The sequence below is a fragment of the Chryseobacterium sp. SG20098 genome (assembly GCF_031844745.1).
GTDB lineage: Bacteria > Bacteroidota > Bacteroidia > Flavobacteriales > Weeksellaceae > Chryseobacterium > Chryseobacterium cucumeris.
In genome coordinates this window covers 485939-511975 of record NZ_CP134622.1, presented here as the reverse complement: position 1 = coordinate 511975, position 26037 = coordinate 485939, and the positions used below count along the sequence as shown (strand labels likewise).

Annotated in this window: 20 protein-coding genes; 5 read left to right on the top strand and 15 right to left on the bottom strand. The window is 37.3% G+C overall.

Annotation, left to right across the window (positions count from 1 at the left end):
* The first annotated feature begins 80 nt into the window (after positions 1-80).
* On the top strand, positions 81-1061 hold the full coding sequence (locus RHP76_RS02290) for a BtrH N-terminal domain-containing protein (RefSeq protein ID WP_311229371.1): 981 nt from the start codon (positions 81-83) through the stop codon (positions 1059-1061).
* Positions 1062-1149: 88 nt separating this feature from the next.
* Here RHP76_RS02290 and RHP76_RS02285 read toward each other — a convergent pair whose 3' ends face one another.
* From RHP76_RS02285 to RHP76_RS02215, 15 genes are all read right to left on the bottom strand, one after another.
* A complete protein-coding gene (locus tag RHP76_RS02285) occupies positions 1150-2565 on the bottom strand; it encodes an efflux transporter outer membrane subunit (RefSeq protein WP_062670036.1) in 1416 nt (471 codons plus the stop codon).
* A 91-nt stretch (positions 2566-2656) separates the two neighbouring features.
* Entirely contained in the window at positions 2657-5803 is a 3147-nt protein-coding gene (locus RHP76_RS02280) for an efflux RND transporter permease subunit (RefSeq protein WP_311229370.1), read from the bottom strand.
* On the bottom strand, positions 5803-6990 hold the full coding sequence (locus RHP76_RS02275) for an efflux RND transporter periplasmic adaptor subunit (protein ID WP_062670040.1): 1188 nt from the start codon (positions 6988-6990) through the stop codon (positions 5803-5805). Before RHP76_RS02275 ends, RHP76_RS02280 begins: the two co-directional genes overlap by 1 nt.
* 1 nt (position 6991) lies before the next feature.
* Positions 6992-7447, bottom strand: coding sequence for a hypothetical protein (locus RHP76_RS02270; RefSeq protein WP_034694378.1), 456 nt, complete (start codon positions 7445-7447; stop codon positions 6992-6994).
* Between the two features lie 116 nt (positions 7448-7563).
* Positions 7564-8076 carry a GNAT family N-acetyltransferase gene (locus RHP76_RS02265; RefSeq protein WP_062670043.1) on the bottom strand — a complete coding sequence of 171 codons (513 nt, stop codon included), beginning with the start codon at positions 8074-8076 and terminating at the stop codon, positions 7564-7566.
* Between the two features lie 173 nt (positions 8077-8249).
* Entirely contained in the window at positions 8250-8480 is a 231-nt protein-coding gene (locus RHP76_RS02260; protein WP_062670045.1) for a DUF2007 domain-containing protein, read from the bottom strand.
* Positions 8481-8541: 61 nt separating this feature from the next.
* Positions 8542-9867, bottom strand: coding sequence for an L-lysine 6-transaminase (lat, locus tag RHP76_RS02255; protein ID WP_216444744.1), 1326 nt, complete (start codon positions 9865-9867; stop codon positions 8542-8544).
* 111 nt (positions 9868-9978) lie between these two features.
* Positions 9979-11529 (bottom strand): L-piperidine-6-carboxylate dehydrogenase, encoded by a 1551-nt coding sequence (locus RHP76_RS02250; protein ID WP_311229369.1) that lies wholly within the window; start codon positions 11527-11529, stop codon positions 9979-9981.
* A gap of 56 nt (positions 11530-11585) precedes the next feature.
* Positions 11586-11771: a hypothetical protein gene (locus tag RHP76_RS02245; protein WP_157885742.1), complete on the bottom strand. Its 186-nt coding sequence runs from the start codon at positions 11769-11771 to the stop codon at positions 11586-11588.
* Positions 11772-12003: 232 nt separating this feature from the next.
* A complete protein-coding gene (locus RHP76_RS02240; RefSeq protein WP_034694367.1) occupies positions 12004-12192 on the bottom strand; it encodes a type II toxin-antitoxin system antitoxin in 189 nt (62 codons plus the stop codon).
* Positions 12193-12275: 83 nt separating this feature from the next.
* Positions 12276-13142 carry an SPFH domain-containing protein gene (locus tag RHP76_RS02235; RefSeq protein ID WP_079241549.1) on the bottom strand — a complete coding sequence of 289 codons (867 nt, stop codon included), beginning with the start codon at positions 13140-13142 and terminating at the stop codon, positions 12276-12278.
* A gap of 355 nt (positions 13143-13497) precedes the next feature.
* The gene (gene ccsA / locus RHP76_RS02230) at positions 13498-16767 is read right to left on the bottom strand and encodes a cytochrome c biogenesis protein CcsA (RefSeq protein ID WP_311229368.1); all 3270 of its coding nucleotides are present in this window, start codon (positions 16765-16767) and stop codon (positions 13498-13500) included.
* Between the two features lie 244 nt (positions 16768-17011).
* Positions 17012-18196: a tetratricopeptide repeat protein gene (locus tag RHP76_RS02225; protein WP_311229367.1), complete on the bottom strand. Its 1185-nt coding sequence runs from the start codon at positions 18194-18196 to the stop codon at positions 17012-17014.
* 88 nt (positions 18197-18284) lie between these two features.
* The gene (locus RHP76_RS02220; protein ID WP_120230949.1) at positions 18285-18866 is read right to left on the bottom strand and encodes a Crp/Fnr family transcriptional regulator; all 582 of its coding nucleotides are present in this window, start codon (positions 18864-18866) and stop codon (positions 18285-18287) included.
* Positions 18867-19126: 260 nt separating this feature from the next.
* Positions 19127-19765, bottom strand: coding sequence for a cysteine hydrolase family protein (locus RHP76_RS02215; protein WP_311229366.1), 639 nt, complete (start codon positions 19763-19765; stop codon positions 19127-19129).
* A gap of 361 nt (positions 19766-20126) precedes the next feature.
* Between RHP76_RS02215 and RHP76_RS02210 the strand changes: the two genes are divergently transcribed.
* The 4 genes from RHP76_RS02210 to RHP76_RS02195 all read left to right on the top strand — a co-directional run bounded on the left by RHP76_RS02210 (position 20127) and on the right by RHP76_RS02195 (position 25908).
* Positions 20127-22706, top strand: coding sequence for an FtsK/SpoIIIE family DNA translocase (locus RHP76_RS02210; RefSeq protein WP_311229365.1), 2580 nt, complete (start codon positions 20127-20129; stop codon positions 22704-22706).
* A gap of 64 nt (positions 22707-22770) precedes the next feature.
* Positions 22771-23418 (top strand): outer membrane lipoprotein periplasmic chaperone LolA1, encoded by a 648-nt coding sequence (locus tag RHP76_RS02205; RefSeq protein WP_047431065.1) that lies wholly within the window; start codon positions 22771-22773, stop codon positions 23416-23418.
* A 110-nt stretch (positions 23419-23528) separates the two neighbouring features.
* Positions 23529-24986, top strand: coding sequence for an LptF/LptG family permease (locus tag RHP76_RS02200; protein ID WP_120230946.1), 1458 nt, complete (start codon positions 23529-23531; stop codon positions 24984-24986).
* A gap of 130 nt (positions 24987-25116) precedes the next feature.
* Entirely contained in the window at positions 25117-25908 is a 792-nt protein-coding gene (locus RHP76_RS02195; protein ID WP_311229364.1) for a hypothetical protein, read from the top strand.
* Positions 25909-26037 lie beyond the last annotated feature (129 nt).

The following is a 26037-nucleotide window of genomic DNA, read 5'->3' as shown; positions in this document are numbered from 1 at the left end:
CTGAATTTCAAAAAAGGGAATTTATATATAACGATATTTATGTAATTTTCTTTGCCCAAAAATTAATAACCCACACCAAAATGAAAATAGAAAACCTGAAGCCTTTTAGCGGACAACATTGTGAAACTACTGCCACAGGAACATTATTACAACACATTGGAATTGAACTTTCCGAACCCATGCTTTTCGGGTTGGGTGAAGGTCTCGGTTTTATTTATTGGAATATGAAAACGATGGACTTTCCTTTCATAGGAGGACGGATAAAACCTGATCTGCTCACTCAAAATTTAGCCAGAAATCTGAATCTGGAATTAACTGTAAAGGAAACTTCTTCACAACAAAAGGCCTGGGATAAGGTTAAAGAACTTCTCAATGACGGACAGGCAGTAGGATTGAAAATGGATTGCTATCATCTTGAATATTTCTCAAATCCTTTCCATTTTGCCGGACATTATGCTGCTATTTATGGTTATAATGATGAAAATGCTTTCCTGATTGATACCAGACAACAAGGCGGACAAGTACAAACATCTTTAAAAAGTCTGGCTATGGCCCGTTCTGAAAAAGGTCCGATGGCTTCCAAAAATCTGTATTATACCCTCAGGAATACAGACAGAAAATTTGATCTGAAAAAAGTCATCATTACTGCGATCAAAAATAATGCAGCTGAATATCTGAATCCACCCATTACCAATATTTCTTACAAAGGGATTTTAAAAACAAGTGCTGAAATTATCAAATGGTTCAATACAAGTAAAGATATTGAAGGAGAATTTAAGCAAGAGGCTTTACTAATGGAAAAAGCAGGAACCGGAGGTGCACTGTTCAGGAATTTATACCGTGATTTTTTGAAAGAAAGTTATGAACTGATTCAACTTGATCCGCTGAACACAGGCTATGAAGCCTTCACTGAAATTGCCGGACTCTGGACAAATGTATCTCAGCTGTTTGAAAAAGTGAGCCAGACAAAGGAAATAAAATATATTCAACAGGCTTCGGATATTTTAAAAACGATATCTGAAAAAGAGAAAAAAGCGATGGAAATATTGGCGACACTCTAGCTATTTTTTGCAAACTCTTTAAGTTTGAAATAAAAAACGTATGCCATTCCTGACATACGTTTTTATGATATTACATTGCTGAAAACAGTTATTTCCAGCCTCCGCCTAAAGCCTGATAAAGCTCTACGGCTGCTTTCATTTTACTGTATCTTGCATTGGAAATGTTAAGTTCTGCATTCAATGAATTCACACTTGCATTCAATACTTCAAGATAGTTCGCCATACCATAGTTCACTAATTCCTGGGAATAGTCAACCGATTTTTTGTAGGCATCCAGCTCTTTTTGTTTCAATTCAATGAATGAATCCTGAACAGAGAAAACCCTGATAGCATCCGAAACTTCTTTTCCGGCAGTCAAAACTGTTTTTCTGAAGTTTAAATAGGCAGTTTCTTTATTGGCAAGACTTACGTCATAGTTGGTCTGAATCTGTCTCTTATTTAAAATCGGCTGAGCCAGTCCTGCAACTACATTGGCAAATAAAGAGTTCACACTAAACAGGTGATCAATATCTACTGACTGTACACCTCCGCTTCCTGTCAGTTTTAAAGTTGGATAAAACTGAGCTTTGGCAGCATTGGTCAACTCAAAAGCATTCATTAAATTATATTCTGCTCTCATAACATCCGGACGGTTGGCAAGAAGTTGAGTAGGATAACCTAATTTCAAATCGATGGGAAGCTTTTGCCCTTCCAATGTAGATCTTTCGATAGCGTGAGAAGGTTCTCCCATCAAAAGACTCATGGTATTTTCCAGCAACTGTATCTGTGTATCAATATCAATCAGTAATGATTTGGCATTGAAAACCAGAGCCTCACTTTGCTGTACTGCTACTTCAGTAACTGTTCCGGAAGTTTTTAAAGCCTTAGTAGCTTCAAGGTTTTTCTCTCTTACTGCAATGGTTTCCGTAATAATTCTCTTCTGTGCATCAAATGTCAACAATTGATAATATGCAGAAGCAATGGAAGACACCAAACTACTTTTAACCGCTTTATGTGCTGCAACAGTTCCTAAATAAGTGGCCAGCTGTGCTTTCTCCTGTGCCTTCAATTTACCCCAGATATCAGCTTCCCATCCGATACTTGCCGTAATGTCAAACTGGTTCACATAACGTCTTGATCCGATGATCTGTCCAAACTGTGTATTGATAGACTGAGTTTGAAAGGTATAGTTGGGTCCGATAGAAAGTGTCGGCTGATACGCTGCTTTACTCTGTTTAAGATACGCTTCCGCAGAATTAATACTTTCCAAAGCAATTCTGATATCAAGATTGTTCTCCAGTGCCTTAGAAATATGCCCCTGCAATATCGGATCAGTAAATATCTCTTTCCAGGAAATATCTGCAATATTCGTACTGTCCGAAGGAAGCATATCAGTACGGAACAGCTTTTCGTCTACAACATTCTTCGGTCTTTCATATTCTTTTCTTGCCATACAGGATGAAATGGCTCCGAGTATGAAAACTGAAAAAGTGATTCCTTTTATGATGTTTAATAAACTCTTCATTATTTTTAATTAGAAGTTAGAGTTTAGAAGTTAGAAGTTAGTTTTTAGACTTATCTCTAATTGCTAACTTCTAATTTCTTAAATCTTAATTTTATTCTGCTAAATTGATATCTTCTTTTTTGATAGGTTTAATTTTTTCCTGTAGTGTTTCAAAAATCACATACAGAACCGGAATTACAAATAATCCCAAAACAGTTCCTATCAATAGTCCTATGGCCGCACCCGTAGCGATAGATCTGTTACCTACTGCTCCAATTCCACTTGCCAGCACTAACGGCAATAAACCGAAAATAAAGGCGAATGATGTCATCAGAATAGGTCTCACTCTGGCTTTCGCTGCATTGATGGCTGACATTACAATGGTTTCTCCATGATGCCTTCTCTGAACCGCGAATTCAACAATAAGGATTGCATTCTTCGCGAGCAATCCCACGAGCATGATCAGGGCAATCTGGAAGTAAATATTATTTTCAAGTCCCATGATCTTCTGGCCGAAATAAGCTCCCATTACCCCAAGAGGAAGAGAAATAATGACGATCAGCGGAAGGATATAACTTTCATACTGTGCAGAAAGGATAAAGTAAACGAAGATCAAACTCAGTCCGAAAATCAAAAGCGTTTGAGATCCTGAATTTAATTCTTCTCTCGTTAATCCGGTAAATTCTACGGCATAGTTTTGATTCAGGGTTTCATCCGCTACCTGCTGTACTGCGGCAATTGCATCCCCGGAACTGTATCCGTCAGAGTTCGCTCCCGTTACCTTCACTGAAGTAAAGAGGTTGTAACGGCTTACGGATTGTGGTCCATAGGCTTTTGTTAATGTTACAAACTGTGAAATCGGCGTCATAATCCCTGATCCTGTTCTCACATAAAGCTGATTCAGATTTTCAATATTTTTTCTGTTTTCAGGAAGAGCCTGAACCATCACTCTGAACTGCTTTCCATACTTGGTAAAGTCTGCAGTATAAATACCTCCGATATACCCCTGCATCGTAGCCAGAATCTCGTTTACAGAAACTCCAAGCTGTTTGCTCAGAGGAACATTAATTTCCATCTGATACTGAGGATATTTGGTATTGAATGAAGTCTGTGCAAACTGAATTTCCGGTCTCTGCATCAGCTTACCGATGAATTCATTGGTTTTAGCATCCAGATCAGCATATTCTCCGCCTGATTTATCAAGCAATACCATTTCAAAGCCTGCACTGTTACCAAATCCCGGTACACTTGGCGGCTGGAAGAATACGACTTTAGCATCAGGAACAGATCCTACGATTCCAAATAATTTTTTAGTGATATCTTCAGAAGTCTGTCCGTCTTTTTTTCTTTCTTCGAATGGTTTCAGTTTCACAAAGGCAAGACCGTTGTTACTTCCGTTCCCGGATAAGAATCCTCTACCTGTTGAGATCGTTACGTTCTGTACGCCCGGAACTTTCAATGCCTTAGCCTGAAGAGTTTTCAATGCGTTGTAAGTTCTTTCCATAGAAGCTCCCGGAGGAAGCTGAACATCGGTAAAGATAATCCCTCTGTCTTCTGTAGGTACAAACCCTTTCTTCATGCTGCTGCTTGCCCAGAACAGAATACCTCCGGTAACAGCGAAAATTATCAGGGTTACCCATTTATGTCTCAACAGGAATACAAATCCTCTTCCGTAACGCTCAGTAGTTGTTTTAAAAGCAATATTAAACTTATAGAAAAACTTTTGTAACAGGTTCAGATTTTTATATTCTGAATGATGCGCTTCGTGAGGTTTTAAGAATAATGAACATAAAACCGGACTCAACGTTAATGCGTTAATCGCAGAAATGATGATGGCTATAATCAGCGTAATACCAAACTGTTGGTAGAATACCCCAGTAGGACCTGTAATGAACGTCACTGGAATAAATACCGCTGCCATTACCAAAGTAATCGAAATAATAGCCCCTGTGATCTCATCCATTGCCTCTACGGTCGCTTTTTTAGCATCAGAAATACCATGTTCCATCTTGGCATGAACGGCCTCGACGACGACGATGGCATCATCCACTACAATACCAATAGCCAGTACCAAGGCAAATAGGGTCAAGAGGTTCAATGAATATCCGAAGAGATTCAGGAAGAAGAATGCCCCCACAATAGATACCGGAACCGCGATAGCCGGGATCAGCGTAGACCTGAAGTCCTGAAGGAAAATATATACTACAATAAATACCAGAATGAAGGCTTCGATAAGGGTATGAACTACCTTTTCAATAGAAGCTTCCAGGAATTCATTGGTATCGAAGTTGAAAGTATACTTGATTCCCTGCGGGAAAGTTCCTTCAGCCGATTTCAGATAAGCTTTAATATTTTTAATAATCTCCTGTGCGTTGGATCCCGGAGTCTGGAAGATTCCCATACTGATGGAAGGATTGTTCCCGTTCTCCCCGATTCCTGTATAAGACTGTCCTGCCAGTTCCACTTTGGCAACGTCTTTCAGCATCAGATTTTGTCCGTTTGCCAAAGATTTGATGATGATATTATCGTACTGTTCCTTATCGTTGAATTTCCCTACGTATTTGATGATATACTCAAAAGAACTACCGCTGTTCTGGCCGATAGAACCCGCTGCTGCTTCTCTACTCTGCTCATTGATGGCATTGGTAACGTCGGTAGGAGTTACACTGTAGGCAGCCATTTTTGCAGGATCAAGCCAGATTCTCATCGAGTAGTTTTTACCACCGAAAACGTTCGCATCTCCAACACCATTTACCCTTTTCAGGTTAGGAATAATATTGATATTCAAAAAGTTCTGAAGGTATACGTCATCCAGGTCTTTATTTTCAGAATAGAAGGACATATACATCAGGGCACTGGTCTGCTGCTTCTGGGTTACTACCCCTGAACGCGTTACTTCGGCAGGTAAAAGCGGCGTAGCTCTCGCTACACGGTTCTGTACGTTTACCGCTGCAATATCCGGATCTATTCCCTGTTTGAAGAAAACCTGGATCTGGGCAGAACCGTCGTTTCCGGCACTGGAAGTGATATAATCCATACCTTCCACCCCATTGATCTGCTCTTCCAAAGGTACTACTACACTTTTCATTACCGTCTCGGCATTGGCTCCCGTATAGTTTGCGGAAACACTCACCGTAGGCGGTGCAATGTCCGGATACTGTGTAACCGGTAACGAGATCAGTCCCAGCACACCGAGAATCACAATCAGGATTGAGATTACGGTGGATAAAACCGGTCTGTTAATAAAGTTTTTTATCATTAGAATTTCGGTTTTATTGATTGAACAAGACTATCCATTTTAATTGGCTGCGGTTTCACGGCTGTTCCCGGTTTCAGACCTCCGATACCAGCTGCAATAACTCTTTCACCTTTATTAACTCCTGATTTGATAAGAGCCATATTGTCGATTCTGTCGATAACATTCACAACAACGTTTCTGGCAGTATCTCCTTTTTCTACTTTGTATACGTAAACGATACCTTGTTGCTCATAAGTAGCACTTTCAGGGACAACAAGAACATTATCATAATGCTGAGGGAATCTTATGGTTCCACTGTTCCCATTACTTAATAATTTCTGAGCATTCGAGAAAGCAACTCTAAACTGGATAGTTCCGGTTGTAGGATCAATCTGACCGGTAATGGCTTCAATTCTCCCTTTTTCAGGATAAAGACTTCCATTGGCCAACTGAAGTTCCACCATAGGTAAGTTTTTAATTTTTTCAGGCATCGATGCGCCCGGAGATTTTTCAAGGAAATCAAAATATTCCTTTTCATTCATCGCAAAGTAAGCGTAGATCTCAGAGGTATCAGAAATCGTTGTCAGAGGTGTCTGGTCAGACGGCCCTACCAAACTTCCTACTTTCAATGGCAGTCTTCCGATCACCCCAGAAATAGGAGCACGAATGATAGAATATTCGATGTTGGCTTCCACCCCTTTATAATTGGCTTCAGCCTGTCTTTTGGCTGCATTGGCCTGCTGTAACTGTGCCTGAGCCTGAGCCAACTGAGCCTGGGCTGTCTGTAACTGTACGTTGCTGATGATATTTTTCTGAACAAGAGGTTTTAGTTTGTTTACTTCAACCTGAGCTGCATTTACAGAAGCCTGAGCCGCCGCAACACTGGATGCCGCTGCACCAATTCCTGCTTTGGAAGCTGCTGCATTTTCGTTCAGGATATTGGTTTCCAGACGGAACAAAGGCTGTCCTTTGGTAACATATTGTCCTTCATCTACCAATACCTGGGTAATATACCCTTGTATCTTTGCACGTACATCATTGTTTACCCTACCCTGGATGGTAGCCGGAAACGTCTGATAACCCACTATATTTTTTGACTCCACTGAGATAACAGGATATGGCTTGGCACCATCCTGTTTCGGAGCTTCTTTTTTGCAGGCAGTCAGTGAAAGCGCTGCAATGGAAAGTATAACTAGCTTATTATTCATTTTATAGTTTATTAAGAGATTCCTGAATATTTTCTATGTTTTTATTTAAGAGTGCTTTGTAAACTTCTATTCTTTCGTTGTATCCATCGTCTTTACTTTTTTTAAAATTGTTTAAATCATCTAATAGTCTTAGTTCGTCCTGCATTTTCTGGACAATTTTTTCGAATCGTATTTTCTTGTATTCATCATTGATGAAAAAATACCGTTTCCGCTCATCCATTTTGTTATGATCTACGATAAGCTGGGCATTGAGCAGTAATGAAATACTGGTAGAAACAGAGCTTTTACTCGCAGAGAGCACTTCAACAAACTCGTCAAAAGTAATTCCTACTTTCTCATAGTCGAAAAGAAGGTAGGAATAAATTTTTGAAGCTAAAGGGGGTAAGCTAAACACGGTGCCATAGAATTTTACGGCATCTTGAAAAATTTTTTCATCAATTTCTATACTTTGGTGCATAATATAAAAATTTGAACAAAAGTAGAAATTAGTTCAGAACCAAACGAACAAACCTGATAGAGTTTATAAATACAGGGCGTTTTAAAAATTCAATGAAAGTTGATTTAACTTTTTGATTAAATTATAATCTTCTCAAAAGCTTTTCTCATTCCGTCTTTCAAAAGAACTTCTCCGCAATAAGAATAACCTCTGCCTTCAAGGATTTTCAACATGGCAATATTGTCATGATTGGTATCAACTTTAATACTCTGAATTCCATGGGATTTAGTAAATTCTTCGATCTGATCAAAAAGCTTCTTTACCATTCCCTGTCCTGCAAATTTTTCATCTACAGCCACTCTGTGAACTACAACAAATTCACCATCACTTAACCACGCTCCTTCAATGGTGCTGTAAGCAGGTTCATCATTCAGAATAAGTGCTGCATATACTGCAATCTCTCCATCCACTGTCATAACGTGACCAAATCCTTTCGCAATATCGCTTTCCACTGTCCCGAGATTAGGGTACCCGTTCTGCCATTGGGTACTTCCATCCTGTCTTCTTCTTTCGATGGATTGCTGAATGATTTCCCAAATAATGTTTCTGTCTTCAATTTCCGCTTGTCTTAGTTTAATCTCTGGATTCATGTTATAAAAATTTGATTAAAAGATTGAATGATTTAAGAATTTAAAATCAGAGTTATTGCTTTTCGTTCAATCTTTGAAATATTTATTTTTTGATGGTTTGCAATTAAAAAACCGAAAATTAATTAAAATTAATTTTCGGTTCGAAGTAGTAAAATTTAAAATTATGAAATTGTTTATTGATTTTCACTTTGTTGAAGGTAAGCATCAATAATTTCAAATGCTCTTTTTTCTTCTTCCAGATCTACCATTACCTTCAGCGAGGTGGCTGTTGGCGTAGTGGTAAACGTAAGATAATTATTTTCAACGGTATTTGCAATTTGCGCGTCATCCAATTTAGACTTAACCAACTGAATTTCTGAAGGGTTATCACTTTCATAAACTGATACTCTCGTACTTCTTTCCATATTCTAATTGTTTGAGTATCTAAATATACAATGTTTTTTTTAAAATTACAAATTCCGGATTTTAAATTTTATTAATATTGTTTTCAATTTTGTCTAAAGCAAGCTGGATTTCTTCTTTAGTAACATTCAAGTGAGGTCTGAAACGAAGAGACTGATCCCCGCAAGGAAGAATAATCAATCCGTCATTGAAAAGCTCGTTCATCAGGTGGTTTCTCTGCTCTGCAGTAGGAAGATCAATAGCACACATCAAGCCTCTTCCTCTTGCATTGGAAATTTTTTCAGGATATTTTTCAGCAAGAGCTTTTAAGTTTTCCAGTAAGAAATCTCCAACTACTCTTGCGTTCTCAACAAGATTTTCTTTCTCAATCACTTCCATTACCAACTGGAAACGAAGCATATCGATAAAGTTCCCTCCGAATGTTGAGTTGATTCTTGAACTTTCCCTGAAAACATTGTTCGGAACCTGATCAAATTTTTCCTTATTAGCCAGCACACCACAAACCTGAGCTTTTTTCCCGAAAGAAATAATGTCCGGTTTTGCTGTGAAATGCTGGAAAGCCCACATTTTCCCTGTAATGGCAATCCCTGTCTGAACTTCATCAAAAATAAGTAAGATTTCGTTATCATCACAGATTCTTCTTAATCCTAATAAGAATTCGTCTCTGAAATGATTGTCACCTCCTTCAGCCTGAATAGGTTCAATGATAATACAAGCCACTTTATCAGGGTGCATCAAAATAGCCTCTTCAATCTGAAGTAAAGCAAGATTTTCGTTTTTGATAGTTTCTTCAAGGTTCTCTTCTGTGATGGGAAACTTTAATTTTGGATTTAAAATTCTCGGCCAGTTAAACATTGGAAAATATTGATACTTTCTTGGGTCAGAAGTATTGGTTAGGCTCAAAGTATAACCACTTCTTCCATGGAAAGCCTGTTTGAAGTGGATACAGATTCCAGCTTCAGTGTCTAATCCTTTTTCAAAGTTTTTGCGGGTTTTCCAATCGAAGCATGCTTTCATTGCATTTTCAACCCCCATTGTTCCGCCTTCAATAAAGAAAGCATATTGTAATTCTTCAGGGATAACCACTCTTTCGAATACCTCAAGGAAATGAGCGTATTCTTCCGAGTAAACGTCAGCCAAAGTAGGTTTATTAACAGCCATTCTTCCTAACCATTCTGATCTTTCAACAAGATAAGGGTGGTTGTATCCGATGGATGCAGATGCAAACATAGAGAACATATCCAGGTATTCTCTGTCTGTCAGTTTATCATAAAGCCATGATCCGTGTGACTTTTCAATATCCATCACAAAATCGAAACCGTCTGCCAACACATGTTTTCCTACTGTTTCTTTTACTTTATTTGCTTTTATATCTAATGTGTGTTCCATAATAAATTGTAGTGTGATTTAATAAATGAACGATTAAATGATCCAAAAATGAAGTTTTTAATCATTCAGGTTATTAAGTTTTATGTTTTTTGAGTGCTTTAAGTAAAGCTTTTATAAATCAAATTTAATTCCCTGTGCCAAAGGAAGTTGTGCGGTGTAATTGATAGTATTGGTTTGTCTTCTCATATAATACTTCCAGGCATCAGATCCTGACTCTCTTCCACCACCGGTTTCTTTTTCACCACCGAAAGCTCCACCAATTTCAGCACCGGATGTTCCGATATTGACGTTGGCAATACCACAGTCTGAACCAGCATGAGAAAGGAACAATTCTGCCTCTCTTAGATTCTGGGTCATGATCGCAGAAGATAATCCCTGAGGAACATCATTCTGAATAGCGATCGCTTCTTCTAATGTTTTGTATTTGATCAGATATAGGATTGGTGCAAAAGTTTCGTGCTGAACAATTTCATAAGAATTTTTCACTTCCGCTACGCAAGGTTTCACATAGCATCCGGATTCGTAATCTTTACCAGATAAAACTCCGCCTTCAACAACGAATTTTCCACCTTCTTTTTTACATTTTTTGATGGCTTCTTCGTATTGGTTTACAGCATCAGTATCAATAAGCGGTCCTACATGGTTTTTCTCATCCAATGGGTTTCCGATTTTCAGCTGACCATAAGCTTTTGCCAATCTTGTTTTCACTTCATCATACACACTTTCGTGGATAATCAGTCTTCTTGTCGAAGTACATCTTTGGCCCGCAGTTCCTACAGCTCCGAAAACAGCTCCGATAATTGACATATCAATATCAGCTTCTTTTGTAATAATGATCGCATTGTTTCCACCCAATTCAAGGATAGACTTCCCGAATCTTTCAGCTACTTTAGAAGAAACCATTCTTCCAATTCTTGTAGATCCAGTGAAAGATACCAGCGCTACTCTTTTATCATCTACCAGTTTCTGCCCGATTTCGTGGTCCGATACCAATACACTTGAAATTCCTTCAGGAAGATTATTTTCCTTCAAAACTTCCATCATGATATTCTGGCATGCAATAGCACAAAGCGGTGTTTTCTCAGATGGCTTCCAAATGGTAACGTTACCACAGATCCATGCTAATGCAGTGTTCCAGGACCATACGGCTACCGGGAAGTTGAATGCGGTGATAATCCCAACAACTCCCAGCGGATGGTATTGCTCATACATTCTGTGTCCAGGTCTTTCAGAGTGCATAGTGTACCCCTGAAGCTGTCTTGAAAGTCCAACTGCAAAGTCACAGATATCGATCATCTCCTGAACTTCACCAAGACCTTCCTGTAATGATTTCCCCATTTCATAAGAAACAAGTTTACCAAGGTCGTCTTTATATTCTCTTAATTTTAAGCCCAGCTGTCTTACCATCTCTCCTCTTTTGGGAGCCGGAATCAGCCTGAATTCCTGAAATGCCTTTTGAGCAGTTTCAATTACTTTGTCATAATCACTTTCTCCGGAAGTTTTTACTTTAGCGATCAACTTTCCGTCTACAGGAGAAATGCTTTCTATCACCTTTCCTGAAGCGAAATATTTTCCGCCCACTGAAGTCCCTTTGTTCTCTTCTTTGATACCAAGATTTCTAAGTGTTTTTTCAATTCCGAAATCCTTTACTTTTTTTGACATAAAATCTTACTTTTCGTTCTCTCTAAAGATAAAAATATTATGTGAACCTCAAAACTTTAATTTTTAACAGGCTTTTTATTTGGACTAATTACAAACATGCTTATCTTTGTAGGGTAATCTTTTTGATAATCACCAATGGAAAATTCACAAGAAAACAACTCAAAGCTTAAAAAGTGGTTCAAGCGTGTGGGATGGGCTGGATTAGCTTTCTTTACCATAAAAGGCTTGATTTGGCTGGTCATATTCTACGTTGGAGCAGATAGTCTCCAGAGTTGTATACAATAAAAAAGCAGAGAAATTTTCTCTGCTTTCTTTTTGACATAAGCTTAATCAAATTATTATTTCTTTATTGTAAAGCCAAAAAAAGAGGTCTTTTTTATATTTTCTGTAATTTAAAAAAAGGAGGTTATCATAATTTTCTATGGATCTGCCTCCCAAAAAGATTACTCTTCTTCCTCAATTCTTTCCTTTCATTTACTCTTTCTTCTTCCTCCCTGCGTTGACCAGGCTCTGATGCAGCAGGTATTCTATCTGTCCGTTCACACTTCTGAATTCATCATTGGCCCACTTTTCAAGAAGTTTATAAGTAGACTCATCTATCCTTATCACAAAGGATTTTTTGCCTTTGCTTTCCGAAGAGTTTTGAGCTTTTTCTGATTTCATTTTCTAAATTCTCTAACATTATTTCTGACTATTTTAGTGTGAAAGCTATCTGCACTAAAATCTAACTATTAATTGTTCACTTCTTAATTGTAAAGTGTTCCCGCATTTAATATGGGAGTTGCTGCTTTTTCACCGCAAAGAACCACCATTAAATTGCTTACCATTGCCGCTTTTCTTTCATCATCAAGATCTACAATATTTTCTTCCGAAAGCTTTTTCAATGCAAGGTCTACCATTCCTACAGCTCCTTCCACAATCTTTGTTCTTGCAGCAACAATAGCCGTTGCCTGCTGTCTCTGAAGCATTGCTCCCGCAATTTCCGAAGCATAAGCCAGGTGAGAAATCCTTGCCTCCTGAATCACGATTCCTGCCTTTGAAAGACGGTCTGTAAGTTCCTGCTCCAAAATAGAATTGATTTTATCTCCTCCTTCTCTTAATGTAATCGGAGCATGATCATCTTCTAAATTATCATAAGGAAAGCTCATCGCCAAATGTCTTACGGCAGCCTCACTCTGCATTTTTACAAAGTCTGAATAACGCTCCACATCAAAAGCCGCTTTATAAGTATCTCCTACTTTCCATACAATTACAACTGCAATTTCAATAGGGTTACCCATTTTATCATTGACCTTCAAAGTCTGACCTTGCAGATTTTCGGAACGTAAAGAAATTTTTTGTGATGAATATAAAGGATTGATAAAGAATAATCCGTTCTCTTTTACACTTCCTACATATTTTCCAAAGAAGTTTAATACTCTCGAATGGTTAGGCTGAATAATCATTAACCCTTTTAAGAAAAAGCACGAAAGAAGAAAGCAAAGCATAGAGATAACCACATAGGCTATACTTTGATCTACTCCACTCACAAAGAAGTATACTGCTGCAACAAACAAGGCCAGGCAAATGACCAATGTAAGATAACCCGACATGGGTTTTAATGTTTTTTCCATGATTGAATTTTAATTTGATATTATTTTGATATCATAAAGATAGTGATGAATTATGAATTATGAATGATAAATTTTGATTTTTTTGAGTTGCGAGTTTCGGGATCCGGGAATTTTTAACTAATGCAAAGTTCGGAAGGTTGATTTATTAGGATGTATAATACTTTTGTTCGCAAAGCCAATTCGTTTAGCTAAGACCGCTAGTTCTTTGCTGAGTGAAACGCCTTTTCGAACGATATTTTATCCCAAAATCATTGCGAACCTTAGGTTAACACAACTCATCCCAAATCCAGCAACAATAGAAATAAAAAAATCCCGGAAAGTGAATTCCGGGATTTAAATTTATATGTTCAGATCGTTATTTCTTTGTTAAAGCTTTAAACTTTATATAAGAAACAGCTGATAAAATAATCATTGTTGAGATTCCGATGTATACCCAGGCTGGTACAGGTACCGGATCTCCCGCTGCGTATGAGTGAAGTCCGCTCAGGTAATAGTTTACTCCAAAATAAGTCATTACCATTGAGCAGAATGCAAACATTGTTGCTACGTGGAATGCCCATCTGCTTCTCAATCCCGGTACTAATCGCATGTGCAGTACAAATGCATATACCATGATGGAGATGAAAGCCCATGTTTCTTTCGGATCCCAGCTCCAGTATCTTCCCCATGATTCGTTCGCCCAGATTCCTCCTAAGAAGTTTCCTACCGTTAAAGCAAACAATCCGATCGTTAATGACATTTCAGAAACAATTACGAGTTCCTTCAATGTCGTATCGTGGTGAATTTTATACGTTTCTTTATTGGAGATAATATAGAATACTAATGAGATCACCGCAATAATCATCGAGAGTGCGAAGAATCCGTAACTTGATGTAATAATAGCTACGTGAACAATTAACCAGTAAGATTTCAATACCGGAACAAGTGGTGTAATCTGCGGATCAAGTGCTGAACCTCCGTGGGCAAATCCCATCATGATAACAGCTACCATAAATCCTGCTGCAGGAATCAATGCATTGGCATTTCTGTACAGGATTAAACCTGCCGTAATACCTACCCAGGAGATAAAGATAATTGCTTCGTATCCGTTACTCCAAGGAGCGTGTCCTGAGATATACCATCTTGCAACAAGTCCTAAGAAATGACACAGATATCCAATTAAACCAATCGCAATGATTACTTTAATTGCTTTATTTAATACTTTATTTGATTTGAATAATTCAACAAAACCTAATATAAGAAGAAGACCGCCGATAAGCGTGTAGAAGATCAATAATTTGAAGTTAATATCTACTTTATTCATAAATACTTCAAGATCTACTTTGGATTTAGCAGGAACAACTGCTTTACCCCATTTCTGCTGATAGTCTGAAAGCTTTTTCAATTCTGCATCTGCTTTGCTCCAGTCACCGGTTTTTTGTGCCGTAAGCGCTTCTGCAAAATAAGGTCCCATTACCTGCTGAGATTCCATATCCGGTTCGAATTTCTGATCCAACCATGAATGCCATGTATGGTTGGCATCATTTTTCACAGGAACAATTCTCATAAACTGACCGCTGAAAAACTCATTGAAGATCTGTACTCTTTCGTTTACAGCAATTACTTCTTTATCATAATTTGTTTGTTCAGCCGGTTTTTTACGGAATGCGGTGTTGTAATCATGCTCAAGAATATAAGTAAGATTACCGTTTGCATCTGCAGGGAAAAGGTTCATCAATGAAGTATAACCATCTTCATCTGCTTTTGTTTTATTCTTCAGTTCATCACCTCCTTTAGTTCCTACTTTAATAATTGGAACCATTGTCCAGCTCGGAGTATCTGTATTGATAGAAAGGAACCATTGGTTGGCTGTAAGAGATTTTCCGTCTGTTCCTTTAAATTCGTCTTTCTTGTATAATTTTCTTAAAATATCGATTGCCTCTGTATTGATAGGAACAATTCTTCCTTCAAAGTTCTGAACCAAAAGATATCCGAATTTATCAGCATGTTCTTTGCTGATTTTGTTTCTTGCAATGATTTCATCGGGAGAAATAGATCTCATTTTCCCCATTGGAGTTGCCAGAGAGTTCTGCTTTGGAGCAGCACCGTCAAGCGGCTGGGCAGACGGTGCCGGAGCATGAGAATGATTGTCTCCTTCCACATGAATATGTTCTCTGCTTCCGTCGGTAGTTCCGTGAGTTTCGATTTTTTGTGCATGTAAACCTAAACTTAAGAACAATAAAAGTATACCTGCTGCTTTCTTTTTATTCACGTCAGCCAGCATTTTATTTAATTTCCAGAAATGAGTTCCTTTCCAGAAGAAAATGACAAACATTCCAAGGAATAAAAGTCCGTATCCGATGTAAGAAATCAATGTTCCCCAGTAATCGTGATTTACGGAAAGAACGGTTCCCATTCTGTCCGGATCAAAACTCGACTGGAAGAAACGGTATCCTTTATGGTTAAGAACGTGGTTCATATAGATTTTATAAGGAGTTTCTTTACCTTCGTCAATGATTTTTACGTGGCTTTCATAAGCACTCGGAGATGAACTTCCAGGATATGTTTCCATCACGAAATCATCCAGTTTCAATGCAAAAGGGGTATTATATACTTTAGGACCGAAACCTACCATGATGTTTAAACCGTCCATGGTAACCTGCTTGTAAGCATTCGGGTTTCCTTTTTCAACAGAAAGATCTACAATTTGTTTTGTTTTTGGACCCTGAAGCTCAATCTGAAGCATATCAGGAACGTTAGCATCTTTCTTTCTGTCGCCTTCAATAGCCATCAGTCTTCCTTTTTTAAGACCTTCAGGTACTACCAGCTTCAGTTCGTTAATGGTATATAAACTCCTTAATGCCAAAGGTTGGAATTCATCTTTCACTGTAGTTCCTGTTGCCTGAGTAGCCATGGTCATATAGCTTGCATCTACAGGAGTTTTGATGAATAATTTTCCGCCTTCATTTTTGAATTCAACAGCACCTTCAATAGCTCTGTTGAATGTCACCAAAGTACCGTTGATGGATTTTGTTTCTCCCAGTTTGATGTAAATGTTCTGTCTTCCGGTATTTCCGGTAGAAACCAAATGAAGATACTCAGCACCATTTGGCTCAGCTACAAGGCTGTCTTTTTTTCTTTGGATGTATTCCTTGGCAAACACTTTCACTTCTTTTCCGTGGAAGTCATAAGTTGCTTTGAAATCTTTGTGTAACGGAGACATCAGATAAGGAACATCCTGATAATTCAGTACATCACCCTTTTCTTCGATCTGAATTTTAAAGAAATTTTTATCGGTTACGATTTCGTTGGATGTCTCACCTTCTCTGATGTGCATTTGTCCTTCGAAACTGATGTATCTGGTGATGGCACCACCGATAAAAATAAAAACAAAGGCAAGGTGGAAAACAAGAACCGGCCACTTATCTTTTTTCCACAGTCTGTATCTTCCGATATTTCCTATGAAATTGAGAATCAGTAAGACCATGATCAGTTCGAACCATTTAGCCTCATAAATTAATGCTTTTGCTGTAGGAGTTCCGTAGTCGTTTTCTAAGAACGTTGCATAAGCCATCGCGAATGCGTACACCAGCAACAATACAGCCATTGTCCTGGTTGAGATAAGAATATCTTGGAGCTTCTTCATGATTTATTGTACTTGACATGCAAAAATAAGCATGATAAACCACAAAGAGCTTAAAAAAAGCTGTTTTTTATCACTTTGGCCTTGGTTTTGCTTATTTTGAAACGTTCTTAATAAGCGCGAAAACATTAGGAAAAATTCAATTTTTAAAAATGTAAATATCTGGATTTATATTGCCTATCCGACTGATTGAGAAACTCTATAACCGATTCCATATTCTCAACATAATCACCTCATATAAAACATTTTACGTATCCAAAGTATGATTCACCTCCATTTTTAATTTCAGCTTATTGATTAAAGTATCAATTCCGGTGAGTGATCCATCCATTTTCTTAGCTTTTAAAAACAAATCCATTGCTTCCTGATACTCCATTTTTTTCATATGGTAAATTCCTAAATTTTTATAGGCATCAGCATTTTGCGAATCAAGCTTTAATGAATCTTCAATATCTTTGCGTCCTTCTTCACAAAGGTTTAATTTAATTTTTGCCAGTCCGCGGTTATTATAGGAATATGAAAATTTTTTATCCACTGAAATAGCTTTGTTTAATAAAGGGATAGACTCTTCATATTTTTCGAGGAGAATTAGTGTATACCCTTTATTATTTAAAGCAAATTTGTTGTCCGGATTTATTTTTAAGGCTTTATCATAATATTCAAGAGATTCTTCCAACGATCCTGTTTCAGTAAAGGTCAATGCAAAATTCGTCCAGTCATCCGTAGTCATGGAAGAATTATTTTCTTTGAATGTAATGGCTGTCTCTTTTGCTTTTTCAAAGTTCTTAGCATTAATATGAGATACTATTGCCATCCTGTAGATATCAAGATCTTTTGATTCCTGCAGTAAACTGTCAAAGATTGATGCCGCTTCACAATACTTCTTTTCGTTAAATTTATAGATTCCTTCTGTATATTCTTTAGGCAGTTTTTTCTGACGGATAAGATTGACAATAGCTTTTCCATCGTTAAATATTAATCTTCCATCACTCATATAAATAGGTTTGTGGCTCGGAAAAATATTGATCAAAAAATCAATGGCTGAAGAAACCATTAAGATGATGAAAAACAAAGTAAGAAATTGAGTATTTGAAATGATTAAATAAGAGAGTAAAGCCAGTAATAATGATGCAGCCGGCCCTCCAAATACATATAAAATATGCTTATTGACAGAAAATCTTTTTTCTTCACTTTCACAGAGTCCTCTTCCCCATTTAAGGGGATTTTTAAAAATATAAAAAGAAAAATCTTTGAAATTGATGAGAAAACTGTTATCCTTATCTCCGTAAGAACCCATAAAGACATGTACTTTCTTTCTTGTCACCAGCCAGGCGGTAACGGCATGCCCCATTTCATGAAAAAAGACTGTTAAAGGTCTGATCAATATTAAAAAGATGAAAATAAAAATTCCGGGGACACCAAAAAATTCCATTAAAAAGTCTTCAATCGGTTATTAATTATCATTCTTTATCCTATCGGATACAAATCCTGATATGATAAAGAAAACTGTTGCAATATACTTATTTTTCCAATGACATTTTCCTCCTGATTTTGCTTAAAAACTCATGGGTAATTCCCAGATAGGATGCTACCTGCTGCTGGGTAATCCGTTGTTCCAATCCAGGATACTTTTCAAGGAATTCAAGATATCGTTTGTCCGCTGTTTTGCCCGTTAAGGAAAGAATTCTTCTCTGCAACGCTACCGAAGATTTCTGGTTCATGATTCTGAAAAGCTTTTCTATCTGTGGCATTGTTTTATACAGATTTTCTTTATCTTTTCTAGAAATCATCAAAACTTCACTGTCTTCAAGGGCTTCAATATTGAGAATACTGGGAACGGTATTGATAAGACTGTCAATATCGGTGATCCACCATCCTTCTACCGCAAAATAAAGGGTTTGTTCCAATCCATTTTCATTCAGGTAATAGACCTTGAAACAGCCAGTCAAAACAAATCCTTCAAAATTACAATAGTCGCCTTCTTTGAGAACGATTTCTTTCTTTTTGAACTTTCTGTATTCAAAAGGTTTTGTAAACTGGTTGAAATCCTCCTGGGAAAGATTTACATAGTTACTGATATTTTTATAGAGCAGATCGGGCATTCTGTAATTTAAACAAAATAAAGTTATCAAAATTATTGACACCTTTATTGAATTAAGTGATGTTAAGTCGTTTTTATATATAAGCAATAGAACTTCAATTTTTGTTGGGTAAACGTAAAGACGCAAAGTTTTACCATACATATTGTTTATTTTAAGACGCAAGAAAATTGAAGATTTTCAGCAAGATAACCTGTTTTAGATTTTTATCGGAGATAAACAATTTTTACTATCATTTTGTGCCCTTGCGTATCCAAAGAAGCCTACTTGCTTAAAAATTCATTTGTATTCATTACGAGGGCATACAGGTTTCCAAGAGCAGAAATCCCCGCCAAAAAGGATCTTTGAACTTCTTCAGCCTTTATCACTTCCCCATTCAGTTCACGGTTTCCGGTGGCTGTGGCATCACCGATAATGATATTGGTAAACCCGAAATCGAAAGCAGCTCTGGTGGTAGATTCCACGCAGACATCTGTCATCATTCCTGTAATCACCAGATTTTTAATGGTCTTTGACTGAAGATAATTCAGAAGATCAGTCTCTCTGAAGCTGTTGGGAAAGTGCTTGACAATCACTTTTTCATCTTTCTCCGGCAAAACCAGATGATTGATTTTAGCTCCATCTGTACCAGGAATAAAAAATACTGCACCATCATTGGTAGAAATATGCTGGATGTGAATAACAGGAAGATGATTGTTTCTGAAATATTCTAAAATCCTTCTGGTGTTTTCAGCGGCCTGTACACTTTTTTCCAGCGTCATTTTTCCGCCCGGGAAATAATCATTTTGTACGTCGATAATTAATAGTGCCGTGTGTTCCGTTTTTTGTTGTTGTGCATTCATTGTAATCATTGAAATTAATATCAGACAAGAGGTCAGTATAGTTTTAAATTTATTTTTCATGAGTAAAATTGTATAGGTCAAAATTACAGAGGTCTCATGGCCTGGCCTTTGAACTAGTTCAAAAAACACTATTGACATCTAAAAACTTAATATTGTTAATTTTTTTCGTACTCATCGGTTTAGAACGAAAATTTTATTATCTTTTTAAAGAAAAACTATTGACAAACAGTTAATATAATTTAACGGTATCAGATTTGGATAAGCAAAAAAAATAGCCTTATTTTATTCTGTCATAAAAGAAAATATTTTTAAAGTAAAAATTTTAAATAACCTTTATAAAAGCGGGATTACCAAAATGTTTTTTGGATAAAAAAGATTCATTTAGTGTTGAATAAAACATTAAATTTGCGACATTGATATTATGGATAAAAAGACACAAAAAAAACCGACTGAATCGCCTGAAAAAGGCAGAATCTTATCTAAGCCACGTATTTTTTTCGGGCTTACTTTTATACTTTTATCGGCTGTTCTTGCATTCTCATTCGTCTCTTATCTGATGAACTGGAAAGCAGATCAAAGCCAGGCCGGAACCATGCTGGACAAAAGCATAAAATCTTCCAATATCTTTGGCAAGGTAGGTGACTGGCTTGGAAATATTTTCATTTTTGAAAGTATTGGTATTGCTTCATTTATCATTGCATTTTTGTTCCTTGTAGTGGGAACACTGATCCTTAAGAAGAAAATCTTCAAACCGTGGAAAACGATCGGCCACTCTTTATTTTTCATCTGCTGGCTTCCTATTTTTATGGGGGCACTTACAAAAGGCCAGGGTGTTTTAGGCGGTGTTTATGGATATCAGATCATGGACTATCTTAACTCCATCATCGGAGCAGTAGGTCTGTGGACGGTATTAGCAGCAAGCATTCTTCTCTATTTTATTCTTGAATTCAATCTTCGTCCAAGTTCTATCAAAGCGAAACTGGATAAAATCAATGAAAATACGATTGGAAAAGTAAAATCTATGATGCCGGACTCCAATGATGATTTCGAAGCTGATGAGGAATTGAAAGAGGAAGCAGAGGAAGCGGAAGAAGAGACGCTTTCCAGAGTTACGGTGAGTGATGTTGCCAACAAGACCGTTACAACTCCTGTCAATACAATGAAAGAACCAGAACCTGTAAGTGCTCCGAAAGGATTCCCTGAAGTTCCGGTTTCAAACGAGATAGAAACTATTACAACACCCAACCATACTTCTTTTGAAGCAGAGCCAAGAGATGTTTCTCAACAGGTAAGCTTAAACCTTTCTACCAAGCCCATTGTTCCGGTTTCCAGCCCGGAGGAAGCATTTGATATCAGACCTTCTGCTCCGTCTCCGGCAGTAACAACAGCTCCGGCACAGGAAAATATTAAATTCAATGTAGAAGTGGCACAGGTGGTTGATGTTTTGGATGATTCTGATAAAAAGTCTCAGGAACTGGTAGAAAAGCATGGTTTATATGACCACAAGCTAGATCTTGCCAACTTCCAGATGCCGCCTGTAGACCTACTGAAAGATTACGGAAATGAAGAAATTTCTATCAATAAAGAAGAATTAGAAGAAAATAAAAATAAGATTGTTGGACTTCTGAAGAATTTCAACGTTGGAATCGCAGAAATTAAAGCAACAATCGGGCCTACAGTTACGCTGTATGAAATTGTTCCTGAAGCAGGAATCAGAGTAGCAGCGATTAAAAAACTGCAGGATGATATTGCGCTGAACCTTTCCGCATTAGGAATCAGAATTATCGCGCCAATGCCAGGAAAAGGAACCATTGGTATTGAAGTACCAAGAAAAAATCCTACGATGGTTTCTATGCGTTCTGTCATTGCTTCTCAGAAATTCCAGAATACAGATATGGACCTTCCGGTAGTTTTTGGAAAGACCATTTCCAACGAAATCTTCATGGCTGACCTTTCAAAAATGCCTCACTTATTGATGGCAGGAGCAACAGGTCAGGGTAAATCTGTTGGTATTAACGCTATCCTTACTTCCCTTCTTTATAAAAAACATCCGAGCGAACTGAAATTCGTCATGGTAGACCCTAAAAAAGTGGAACTTTCATTATATTCTAAAATTGAAAGACATTACCTGGCAAAACTACCGGATGCAGAAGAAGCCATCATCACAGACACCAATAAAGTAATCAATACACTGAACTCTCTTTGTATTGAAATGGATACCCGTTATGATCTTCTGAAAAATGCTTTCTGTAAAAACTTAAAAGAATATAATAAGAAGTTTACGGAAAGAAAATTAAATCCTGAAAACGGGCACCGTTATTTACCGTATATCGTATTGGTAGTAGATGAGTTTGCAGATTTGATCATGACCGCAGGAAAAGAGGTTGAATTACCGATTGCCAGACTTGCACAGCTTGCCAGAGCCGTAGGAATCCACCTTATTGTAGCTACACAGAGACCATCCGTAAACGTAATTACAGGGATGATCAAAGCCAACTTCCCTGCAAGAGCTGCCTTCAGAGTAATTTCCAGTGTTGACTCCAGAACCATCCTTGATTCTCCGGGAGCAGATCAGCTGATTGGTAAAGGAGATATGCTTTATTTCAATGGAAATGAAATTTTAAGACTTCAGTGTGCTTTTGTAGATACTCCGGAAGTGGAAAGACTGGCAGAGTTTATCGGAGAACAGAAAGGATATTCTTCAGCATTATTACTTCCTGAATACGTATCTGAAGATTCAACAAGTACAGTAGGTGCTTTTGACCCGAACGAAAAAGATGCTTTATTTGAAGAAGCAGCAAGAATCATTGTTTCTACGCAACAGGGATCTACCTCAATGCTTCAGAGACAATTGAAACTGGGTTATAACAGAGCCGGAAGAATTATGGATCAGCTGGAAGCAAGTGGTATCGTTGGAGGCTTTAACGGAGCAAAAGCAAGAGAGGTTCTGATCAGTGACCTTCATTCTTTGGAACAGTTTTTGGAAGATCTGCGTAGTTAAAGGAAAAACACATCGTTTTAACCTTAAGAATTAAAGAAAATCTAACGATTATTAAATTAAGAAAATGAAAAATATTATTTCAAAAGTTATATTGGGAAGTTTTGTTGTAGGTGCAGTAGGTATGGCCAACGCTCAAAAGATTGATGCTAAAGCTAAAAAGATATTGGATGATATTACAGCCAACTACAATTCTAAAAAGAATTCTTACTTCAAATTTTCTTTTGGAAGCGGTCTTAACGGGCAGGTAACAAAAACAGAACCTGGTATTTATTACGTAGCAGGAGAAAAATACAAACTGAAGATCATGGATACAGAACAGATCTTCGACGGGAATAAAATTTACAACATCAACGCCGATGATATGGAAGTAACTATTGCTAAACCTAACGGAAGCAGTACCATGTTCTCCCCTATCAACTACCTTACAACCTATAGAAACGATTATAACGTAACATACAACGGTAAGAAAGTGGTCAATGGCGTGAATGCTGACTTTATTAAACTGACCCCGGTAAAAGCGAACGGAATAAAATACGTATACCTTTTTGTAGATTCAGCGAAAAAACAAATGGTAAAACTGGAACAACATGGAAACAATAAAGATGTTGCTGTAATTGCTATTAAAGAGTATAAAGAAAACCAGGAGCTGGATCCTAATATGTTTGTTTTTGACAAAAATAAGTTTAAAAACTACATCGTTACAGAACTTTAAAAAGCTGAAAGTGAATTCGCAACTATGTAAATTTACTTTTAACGTTAAAAAAATAACAAAATATAAAAAGCCACAAGTAAACTTTGTGGCTTTTTGATTAATTTTGGCGCATGTTAAAAATACTAGACCGATACATTATAAAAACCTTCTTTGGACCGTTTTTCTTTATATTCAGCGTATTGTTTTTCATTTTTATTGTAAACATTATCTGGGTACAGTTGGGACAGTTTATGGGAAAAGGATTAAGCTACTGGCAAATCCTTAAACTTCTTTTTTATCTTGGGGTGAACGTCATCAGTATGGTTCTCCCGCTTACGATCCTTCTGGCGAGCATTATGTCGTTTGGTGAATTTGGAGAACGTTACGAACTTGCAGCAATGAAAGCGGCAGGAATTCCTTTGACTCGAGTAATGACTCCTCTTCTTGGGATTTCCACGGCACTTGCCATCATGCTGTTTTTCTTCTCTAATAATATTATTCCGGACTTTCAGAAGAAAGCCAAGAACATGCTTTTCAATATTGCCCAAACCAAACCGGCTATCAACTTTACTCCAGGACAGTTTATTGATCAGATTCCAGGTTATATGGTAAAGTTTGACAAGATCTATGGGGAAAACGGTGAAAATATTGAAGGCGTTTTTGTTCATAAAAAAGCCAATGCTTATGAAAACCAACAATCTGTAGTGGCTGAAAAAGGAAAATTTGTTCCGGCTGTTAACAAGAATTTTCTAAAGCTTGTCCTTTATAACGGCTATGTATTTGAAGATGCTTTTGCCGGAAAAGGTGATAACGTAAGGCTGAAACAACCGGACCAGGCTATTAAATTTGATACATTGGTATCCCACTTTGACATTAGTGAAATCATCAATAAAGCGATCGAAAAAGAACAGATTACGGACGACTACCGTTTCCAGACCTATAACCAGCTTGACGGAACGATTACAAAAACCAAAAAAGACAATAAACAGTTCTTTGATAACATCGGTTCTGAGGTTCTTAACCAGACCAATTCTGTGATTACCTACATGGATAAAGGGAATAAACATAAAGTAGCTCCGAAGACCCAGATTAAACTGGACACCGTAAAAGGTGAAAAAAAACTGGAAATCATTTACAATTCCTATAACAGATTAGACAACCTGAAATCAACACTGGAATCTAAAAAGAATGAATACAGTTCTAACGTAAAATACTTCAGTAAAGTCGTTATTTACCAGCAGAGAATTGTTGCCTATTCTGTGACCTGTATCATCTTCTTTTTGATCGGATCCAGCTTAGGTTCTATCATCAGAAAAGGTGGAATGGGGCTTCCGGTCATCATCGCTATCGTTATTTTCATCATCTTTTATGTCATGAATGTCGGGGTGGAAAATATGTCATGGAGTGGGAAAATGAATCCTTATCTGGCAGCATGGCTTCCCAACCTGATCCTTCTTCCTTTTGGAGTCTGGATGACGTATAAAGCACTTACAGATTCGCAACTGTTTGATGCAGAAAAATACAAAGCATTGTTCAAACCTATCACCAAAAGGTTTACCAAAAGTAAGGAACATCAGAGATACCAATAATTCTGATTTAAAATAAAATTAAAAGCTTCGGAGAAATTCCGGAGCTTTTTTGTTGATTATTATTACAATATTTAATTGATAATGATTTTGAATTTAAAAATTTATATTTGTGGGAATTTAAAACAAAACCATGAAGAAATTACTACTTATTGGCCTGTTCGGTCTTGTATCGCTCAATGCCCATGCTCAGTATCAGGATGAAACCGGAACCTACAACGGTGAAAAATACGGCTACATCATTGACAAATCCGGAAAGAAAATTGAAGGTGTTGTACATCTGCACGGCGGCTATTCAAGTCCGTGGCAAAATCAGTTAAAAGTAAAATTTGCAGCCATTGCTGATATTGACAAAGTAAAGAATAAGATAAAATTCAAAACCTACGACACAGACGATATCAAAGAATACATGTTATACGAAGGTGACACCCCAAGGGTTTTCAAGTCGGTAAAATACTCAAACATGAGAGAGGCTCTGAACAGCTCTGAAAGTTCAACGGGATTATCAGCCGGCTTTAAGGCGCTCAACAACCTATCCAGAACGGAACAGTTTGCTGAAGTAGTAGCAGAAGGTAAAATTACAGTTTATAAGCTTTATGGCTATCCTACGGCTCTTTCTGCAAACAGTACTCAGGCCATCACACAGAGAGAAACAGACCGGTTAAGAGAGAATCCCAATTATATCTTTTCAAAGAAAGGAGGAAAAGCTGAAGAATTAACGCCCGCAAAAGCCAAAATTATCTTGGCAGACTGCCCTTACGTAAAAGCAAAAATAACAAAGGGAGAATATGGTTCCCTGAAAAACGAAGAGAAGAAAAGAAGCGGTCTTGGAAAATTCATCCGGGATGAAATCAACAATTCAACGGTGGATAAACTTTCAATTATCAATGAAGTGATCTATGATTACAATGAGAACTGTAAATAGAATATACAAAAAGAGGTTTCCAACCGGAAACCTCTTTTTATTTTTGGTAGTGTCTCACTAACTGTGTAAGTTAAAAAGTTATTCTGAAAAATTTTTGAGCCCTCTAAAGCTCAAAAATAATTTTCGGAA

Bases quoted from the DNA above. Each gene is read 5' to 3' on its own strand.
- RHP76_RS02290 (WP_311229371.1), top strand. From the start codon at position 81: ATGAAAATAGAAAACCTGAAGCCTTTTAGCGGACAACATTGTGAAACT.
- RHP76_RS02285 (WP_062670036.1), bottom strand. From the start codon at position 2,565: ATGAAGAGTTTATTAAACATCATAAAAGGAATCACTTTTTCAGTTTTC.
- RHP76_RS02280 (WP_311229370.1), bottom strand. From the start codon at position 5,803: ATGATAAAAAACTTTATTAACAGACCGGTTTTATCCACCGTAATCTCA.
- RHP76_RS02275 (WP_062670040.1), bottom strand. From the start codon at position 6,990: ATGAATAATAAGCTAGTTATACTTTCCATTGCAGCGCTTTCACTGACT.
- RHP76_RS02270 (WP_034694378.1), bottom strand. From the start codon at position 7,447: ATGCACCAAAGTATAGAAATTGATGAAAAAATTTTTCAAGATGCCGTA.
- RHP76_RS02265 (WP_062670043.1), bottom strand. From the start codon at position 8,076: ATGAATCCAGAGATTAAACTAAGACAAGCGGAAATTGAAGACAGAAAC.
- RHP76_RS02260 (WP_062670045.1), bottom strand. From the start codon at position 8,480: ATGGAAAGAAGTACGAGAGTATCAGTTTATGAAAGTGATAACCCTTCA.
- lat (WP_216444744.1), bottom strand. From the start codon at position 9,867: ATGGAACACACATTAGATATAAAAGCAAATAAAGTAAAAGAAACAGTA.
- RHP76_RS02250 (WP_311229369.1), bottom strand. From the start codon at position 11,529: ATGTCAAAAAAAGTAAAGGATTTCGGAATTGAAAAAACACTTAGAAAT.
- RHP76_RS02245 (WP_157885742.1), bottom strand. From the start codon at position 11,771: ATGACCAGCCAAATCAAGCCTTTTATGGTAAAGAAAGCTAATCCAGCC.
- RHP76_RS02240 (WP_034694367.1), bottom strand. From the start codon at position 12,192: ATGAAATCAGAAAAAGCTCAAAACTCTTCGGAAAGCAAAGGCAAAAAA.
- RHP76_RS02235 (WP_079241549.1), bottom strand. From the start codon at position 13,142: ATGGAAAAAACATTAAAACCCATGTCGGGTTATCTTACATTGGTCATT.
- ccsA (WP_311229368.1), bottom strand. From the start codon at position 16,767: ATGAAGAAGCTCCAAGATATTCTTATCTCAACCAGGACAATGGCTGTA.
- RHP76_RS02225 (WP_311229367.1), bottom strand. From the start codon at position 18,196: ATGGAATTTTTTGGTGTCCCCGGAATTTTTATTTTCATCTTTTTAATA.
- RHP76_RS02220 (WP_120230949.1), bottom strand. From the start codon at position 18,866: ATGCCCGATCTGCTCTATAAAAATATCAGTAACTATGTAAATCTTTCC.
- RHP76_RS02215 (WP_311229366.1), bottom strand. From the start codon at position 19,765: ATGAAAAATAAATTTAAAACTATACTGACCTCTTGTCTGATATTAATT.
- RHP76_RS02210 (WP_311229365.1), top strand. From the start codon at position 20,127: ATGGATAAAAAGACACAAAAAAAACCGACTGAATCGCCTGAAAAAGGC.
- RHP76_RS02205 (WP_047431065.1), top strand. From the start codon at position 22,771: ATGAAAAATATTATTTCAAAAGTTATATTGGGAAGTTTTGTTGTAGGT.
- RHP76_RS02200 (WP_120230946.1), top strand. From the start codon at position 23,529: ATGTTAAAAATACTAGACCGATACATTATAAAAACCTTCTTTGGACCG.
- RHP76_RS02195 (WP_311229364.1), top strand. From the start codon at position 25,117: ATGAAGAAATTACTACTTATTGGCCTGTTCGGTCTTGTATCGCTCAAT.